The organism is Streptomyces sp. NPDC057438, assembly GCF_042802995.1.
In the GTDB taxonomy this organism is placed as follows: domain Bacteria; phylum Actinomycetota; class Actinomycetes; order Streptomycetales; family Streptomycetaceae; genus Streptomyces.
This window is the reverse complement of sequence record NZ_JBHVDD010000109.1, coordinates 20,930-27,241: the sequence shown is the minus strand read 5'-3', so window position 1 is coordinate 27,241 and position 6,312 is coordinate 20,930. Positions and strand designations below refer to the sequence as shown.

At 72.5% G+C, this 6,312-nt stretch carries 6 protein-coding genes; 4 read left to right on the top strand and 2 right to left on the bottom strand.

Annotated features, from left to right (window positions below; translation table 11 throughout):
- Positions 1-206: 206 nt before the first annotated feature.
- A complete protein-coding gene (locus ACFU5F_RS37435; protein ID WP_383897504.1) occupies positions 207-974 on the top strand; it encodes an SDR family NAD(P)-dependent oxidoreductase in 768 nt (255 codons plus the stop codon).
- A gap of 41 nt (positions 975-1,015) precedes the next feature.
- Here ACFU5F_RS37435 and ACFU5F_RS37430 read toward each other — a convergent pair whose 3' ends face one another.
- Positions 1,016-2,473, bottom strand: coding sequence for a sensor histidine kinase (locus ACFU5F_RS37430; RefSeq protein ID WP_383897502.1), 1,458 nt, complete (start codon positions 2,471-2,473; stop codon positions 1,016-1,018).
- Positions 2,470-3,159, bottom strand: coding sequence for a response regulator transcription factor (locus ACFU5F_RS37425; RefSeq protein ID WP_078907355.1), 690 nt, complete (start codon positions 3,157-3,159; stop codon positions 2,470-2,472). Before ACFU5F_RS37425 ends, ACFU5F_RS37430 begins: the two co-directional genes overlap by 4 nt.
- Positions 3,160-3,306: 147 nt before the next feature.
- Between ACFU5F_RS37425 and ACFU5F_RS37420 the strand changes: the two genes are divergently transcribed.
- Genes ACFU5F_RS37420 through ACFU5F_RS37410 form a run of 3 tightly spaced genes read left to right on the top strand, consistent with a single transcriptional unit; the run spans position 3,307 to position 6,161 of the window.
- A complete protein-coding gene (locus tag ACFU5F_RS37420) occupies positions 3,307-4,650 on the top strand; it encodes a ferric reductase-like transmembrane domain-containing protein (protein WP_383897500.1) in 1,344 nt (447 codons plus the stop codon).
- A gap of 16 nt (positions 4,651-4,666) precedes the next feature.
- On the top strand, positions 4,667-5,389 hold the full coding sequence (locus ACFU5F_RS37415; RefSeq protein WP_383897498.1) for an FMN-binding protein: 723 nt from the start codon (positions 4,667-4,669) through the stop codon (positions 5,387-5,389).
- Between the two features lie 4 nt (positions 5,390-5,393).
- A complete protein-coding gene (locus ACFU5F_RS37410; protein ID WP_383897496.1) occupies positions 5,394-6,161 on the top strand; it encodes an FAD:protein FMN transferase in 768 nt (255 codons plus the stop codon).
- The last annotated feature ends 151 nt before the right edge of the window (positions 6,162-6,312 follow it).

Here is a 6,312-nt window from a genome sequence, read left to right as displayed (position 1 = left end):
GGCCCCGCGTCGGGGGGGGGGGGGGTGGGGCGGTTCGGGGCCCGGCGGGCCCGGGCGGGGGGGGGGGGCCCGGCGGGGGGGGGGGGGCGCCCCGCCGGGGGGGGGGGCCCCCCCCAAACACCCCCCGCACCACGGTGGGGGGGCCGGCCGCGGGGCGAAAACCCCGCCCGGCCCCCCGCCCCGCCCCTACGGAAGAGGATCAGTTCATGAGCATTGACGGGCTCGACGGCCGCGGTGTCGTCGTCACGGGCGCCGGTTCCGGCATCGGCCGGGCCGCGGCCCTGAAGTTCGCCGCGGCGGGCGCGAAGGTACTGGTCGCCGACCTCGACGAGAAAGCCGCCGAGGAGACCGTCGAGGCGATCGGGACGGCCGGCGGCACCGCCCTCGCGGTGGTCGGCGACCTCAGCGAGCAGGCGGTCGTCGACACGGTCGTCGAGCGGGCGGTGGACGCCTTCGGCGGGCTGGACGTGCTGGTGAACAACGCCGGGATCATGGACCGGATGTCGGCCCTCGCGGACGTGGCCGACGACGAGTGGGAGCGGGTCATCCGGGTCAACCTGACCGCGCCGTTCCTGCTCACCCGGGCAGCGCTGCCGCACATGCTGGAGGCGGGGCGCGGCGCGATCGTCTTCACCGCCTCCGAGGCCGGACTGCGCGGCAGCGCGGCCGGAGCCGCCTACACCGCGTCCAAGCACGGTGTCGTCGGGCTGGTGAAGAGTCTGTCGGTGATGTACCGCAAGCAGGGCATCCGGGCCAACGCGATAGCCCCCGGCCCCACGCTGACCAACATCAAGGTGGACGCCGACCAGCAGGCCCACGGCCCCGCCGTCGTCGGCGAGCTGATCGGCGCCACCATCGGCCGCCTCGGCACCGCCGAGGAGCAGGCCGACGCGATTCTGTTCCTCGCCTCCGACGCGGCGGCCTTCGTCAACGGCGTGATTCTGCCGGTGGACGACGCCTGGGCCGCCGTCTGACACCTCAGCCGGCCGGGGCGACCGCGCCGCCTCCGCCTCCGCTACACCTCGCCCTCACCCACCCCGCCGCCCGACGGCAGACGCACCGTGAACGTCGTCGTGCCCGGCTCGGCGGTCAGGGTGAGGGTGCCGCCGTGGGCGCGGACCAGGGAGCGGGCGACGGCCAGACCGAGGCCACTGCCGCCCCGGTCGCGGCTGCGGGCCTTGTCGACGCGGTAGAAGCGGTCGAAGACGCGCTCCTGGTCGTCGGCCGGAATGCCCGGGCCGAAGTCGGTGATCCGCACCTCGGCCGTGCCGGACACGACGCGCACCTCCAGACGGACCTCCGTGCCGCGGGGGGTGTGCACGGCGGCGTTGGTGAGGAGGTTGTCGAGGACCTGGCGCAGACGCAGGGGGTCCAGGCGCAGGCGTACGGGGTCGGAGCCGGTCGTCACGGTCAGCGGGTGGTCGGGGTGGCCCGCCCGGAAGGCGTCCGCCGCCTGGAGCGTCAGCCCCACCAGATCGGCCTCCTCCAGCCGCAGCGGGGTCTCCACGTCGGCGGCGTCGAGGCGGGCGAGCATCAGCAGGTCGTCCAGCAGGTACCCCATGCGGGCGGCCTCGGCGCGCAGCCGGGCGAGGTGCTTGTCGCGTTCCTCGGGGCTGTGGGCGGCGGCGTACTGGAAGAGGTCGGCGTATCCGCGTACCGACATCAGGGGCGTGCGCAGTTCGTGGGAGGCGTCGGCGACGAAGCGGCGCAGGCGCTGTTCGGCCTCGGTGCGGACGGCGAGCGCGTCGTCGATGTGCTCCAGCATGGTGTTGAAGGCGGTGCGCAGCTCCTCGACCTCGAAGCCCCCGTCGCGGTTGTCGTGGCGGACCGGCAGCCGCGCCGAGTCCGTCAGGTCGTGCGAGGTGATGCCGCGGGCGGTGTGCGCCATGTCGCTCAGCGGTTTCAGTCCGCGCCGCAGCATGGCCCGGCCGAAGACGACGAGTGCCAGCAGGGCGAGGGCGAACGTGACGACCTGGACCGTGATCAGCCGGGTCACGGTGTCGTCGATGTCCTCCATCGGCGCGGCGCTGACCAGGACCGTGCCGGGCTCGACCTCGCAGGCCCGCAGCCGGTACTGGCCCGCGCCCCGCAGGTGCTCGGTACGGGTGACCTCCGTGCCCTCCCCGGTCAACGCCTTGGCCAGGAGGGTGAACTCCTCGACGTCCTTGGGGACGTCGGCGGGGTCCTCGGGCGTGCGGAGGACGGGGGTGCCGCCGGAGGTGTCGTACACCGCGTAGTACCAGCCCCAGTACTTCTTGCCCTTGAGCGTGCCGTCGTCCGCGATGCTCTTGGACTGGGCGACCTGCGCGATCCTCAGCTGTTCGGTGAGCTGGGCGGAGAGATAGTCGCGCATGTACATGGTCAGCGCGTTGCCGACGACGGCGAACACGACGAGCGCCAGGGCGCCGAGGCCGAGGGCCAGCCGGGTGCCGAGGCGCGTGGAGCGGTAGCTCTGCCTGAGCCGGGCGATCACTCCGTGGCCTGCCGCAGAACGTAGCCGAAACCCCGGACGGTGTGGATGAGGGGTTCGCCGGTGTCGTCCAGCTTGCGGCGCAGCCGGCTGACGACCAGCTCGACGACGTTGGAGCGGCCGCCGAAGCCGTACTCCCAGACGTGGTCGAGGATCTGCGCCTTGGTGAGGACGGTCGGGGACTTGCGCATGAGGTAGCGCAGGACCTCGTACTCGGTGGGGGTGAGGGTCAGGAGCCTGTCGCCGCGCCGGACCTCGCGGGTGTCCTCGTCCATCGACAGGTCCGCGACATGGAGCACGGACCGCTGGAAGGCGGGGCCGGCGCTGCGGCGCAGCACGGTGCGCAGCCGGGCCATCAGCTCCTCCACGGCGAAGGGCTTGACCAGGTAGTCGTCGCCGCCCCGGGTGAGGCCCGCGACACGGTCGGCGACGCCGTCGCGGGCGGTCAGGAACACCACGGGCACCATCGTGCCGGACTGGCGCAGCCGGTCGAGCACGCCGAAGCCGTCCACGCCCGGCAGCATCAGGTCCAGGACCACGATGTCGGGACGGAACGCGGCCGCCTGCCTGAGCGCTTCCTCGCCGGAGTGTGCCGTTACCGCGTCCCAGCCCTCGTAGCGGGCGACGGTCGCCACCAGGTCAGCGATCGGCGGATCGTCGTCCACCACGAGAAGTCGCACTTTTTCCACGTGCTCATAGTGCGGCACCGATCGCCGCACGCCATAGCCGCTCACGATTTGGCAGCTGATCGATAAAAACTTGAAAGTTGTCCGACAGGAAAACGACAGCGCGCACCGGCGAAGCTCGTATCCCCACCTGATCAAGGAGCTGTCACCGTGACCACTCTCCAACAACCGCCCGCGGCGGTCGGCCGCCCGGGAGCGCGTCCCAAAGTGGTCGCCCGCACCGGTCTGTACACGGTGCTGGCGGCGAACGTGGCCGTGGTGACCTTCTTCTTCGTGCAGGGGGGCTTCGCCTCGAACGCCCTCATCGTGCTGGGCCGCCTGACCGGTCTGTACGGCGCGCTGCTGATGGCGTTCCAGCTGCTGCTGGTGGCCCGGCTGCCGTGGTTCGACCGGCGCATCGGCATGGACCGGCTGACCTCCTGGCACCGCTGGACCGGCTTCTCGGTGCTGTGGCTGCTGGTCGCGCACGGTGTGTTCATCAGCTTCGGGTACGCGCAGTCCTCGGACATGGACCCGGTCAGCCAGCTGGTCGACCTCGCCGAGACCGTCGAGGGCGTGCTGCGCGCGATCGTCGCGCTCGGCATCATCATCGTGATCGGTGTCGTCTCGGCCCGCTTCGCCCGCCGCAGGCTGGCCTACGAGACCTGGCACTTCATCCACCTCTACACCTACGTCGCGGTGGTGCTGGCCTTCACGCACCAGGTCACGGCGGGCACCTCCTTCGCCTCCTCGAAGACGGCGACGGCGTACTGGTACGTGCTGTGGGGCGTGGCCCTGGCCTCCGTGTTCCTGGGCCGACTGGTGCTGCCGCTGTGGCGCAACTGGCGTCACCAGCTGCGGGTCACCGCCGTCGTGCCCGAGGCCGACAACGTCGTGTCGATCTACATGAGCGGCCGTGACCTGGACCGGATGCCCGCACGGGCCGGCCAGTTCTTCCTGTGGCGGTTCCTGACCCGGGACCGCTGGTGGCAGGCCAACCCGTTCTCGCTGTCGGCCGCGCCCGACGGCAAGCAGCTGCGGCTGACCGCGAAGGCGGCCGGCGAGGGCTCCGCCGCCCTGCGCCATGTGAAGGTCGGCACCCGCGTGTTCGCCGAGGGTCCCTACGGCGCCTTCACCGCGATGCACCGCACCCGGCCGGAGTCCGTCCTCATCGCCGGCGGCGTCGGCGTCACCCCCATCCGGGCCCTGCTGGAGGAGATCGAGGGACACGCCGTGGTCATCTACCGGGTGGGCGCGAAGCAGGACGCGGTCCTCTACGACGAGCTGCAGCGGCTCGCCTTCGACAAGGGTGCCGAGCTGCACCTGGTCTCCGGCCCGGTCAGCCCCGACCTGCTGGCGGCGCGCGAGCTGCGGCGCATGGTGCCGGACATCACCGACCGGGACGTGTTCCTGTGCGGGCCCCCGCCGATGATGAACGCGGTCCTCGGCAGCCTGCGCGAGCTGGACGTACCCAAGCCGCAGATCCACTTCGAACGCTTCAGCCTGGCCGGCTGAGGGACAGGAACGCACTGTGAAACGAGTCATTCCCGCCCTGGTCCTCAGCGCCGCCGCGCTGGTCCCCGTGTGGCGCTACACCCCCTCGACCGGGACGACCACCACGGTGACCGCCGAGCCCGCGCCGTCCGCCTCCGCGTCCGCCACGGCGGGCTCGACCGTGGTCAAGGGCCCGACGGTCGACACCGAGAAGGGCCCCGTGCAGGTCCAGGCGACCTTCCGGGGCGAGAAGATCACGGCCGTGAGCATGCTCCGACAGCCGGACCATCCGCAGACGGAAGCGGCGGTGCCGGTGCTGATCGAGGAGACGCTCACGGCGCAGAGCGCCGACATCGACACCGTCTCCGGCGCCACCATCACCAGCGACGCCTACCGGCAGTCCCTCCAGGCGGCGATCGACGAGAACGAGAAGTCCGCGTCCTCGACCGACCCGGCGTCCTCGACCGACTCCTCCGACGCGCAGGCGCCGCAGGAGAGCACGAGCCGGACCGTCGCCGGACCGACCGTCGGTACGTCCAAGGGTGACGTCCAGGTCCAGGTGACCTTCGAGGGCGACGCGATCGCCTCGGTGAAGATGCTGAAGCAGCCGGACCACCCGCAGACCGAGGCGGCCGTCCCGGTGCTGATCAAGGAGACGCTGGCGGCGCAGACTGCCGACATCGACACCGTCTCCGGCGCCACCATCACCAGCGACGGCTACCGGGAGTCCCTCCAGGCCGCCCTCGACACGAAGGCCTGACCCGGTGCGCCGCGTCGAACACATCATGGGGTTCCCGATCTCGCTGCTCGTCGAGGACGGCGAGCACGAGGGCGGGAACAGCGGAGGGGACATCGGCCGCGCGGGGACACTGACCGCCGAGTCCGTGGAGCCGGCGTTCGCCTGGCTGCGTGAGGTCGACGCGCGGTTCAGCCCGTTCCGCGAGGACAGCGAGGTCTCGCGGCTGGACCGGGGCGAACTGGCGCCGGAGGAGATCAGCCCGGACCTGGCCGAGGTGCTGGCGCTCTGCGAGGAGTACCGGGTGGCCACGGGCGGCGCGTTCGACGTACGGCTGCCGGGGCGGGGGCTCGACCCCTGCGCGATGGTGAAGGGGTGGGCCGTGCAGCGGGCGGCTGAGCTGCTGACGGAGCTGGGCGCGAGGCGACTGTGCCTCAACGCGGGTGGTGACGTGGCGGCGACCGGCGGTCCGTGGCGGGTCGGTGTACGGCACCCCGAGCGGGCCGACCGCCTCTGCACGGTCCTGGCCCTCACGGACGGGGCGGTCGCCACCTCCGCCCGCTACGAGCGCGGGGACCACATCCTCGACGGCCGTACCGGCCGCCCGGCGACGGGACTCCTGAGCCTCACGGTCGTGGCCCCGTCCCTCACCGAGGCCGACGCGACCGCGACGGCGGCCTTCGCGATGGGCGCGGAAGGCATCGAGTGGGCCGCGTCCCGGGAGGGCTGCGAGGTGTTCGCCGTCGACGCGGAGCAGCGGGTCTTCCGGACGCCGGGACTGCCGGTGGCGGCCTGACGGACCGTCCGCGTGCACCTGCGTACGTCCGGGTTCGCCTGCGTACGGCCTCGTACGCCGGTGTACGCCCGCGGCCGCCTGCGGTGCGGGTGGCCGCTGTCGCGCGCACCGGGGCGGCACGGGTGGGCGCCGGCGCGTGCGACCGCCCGCC

Bases quoted from the DNA above. Each gene is read 5' to 3' on its own strand.
- ACFU5F_RS37435 (WP_383897504.1), top strand. From the start codon at position 207: ATGAGCATTGACGGGCTCGACGGCCGCGGTGTCGTCGTCACGGGCGCC.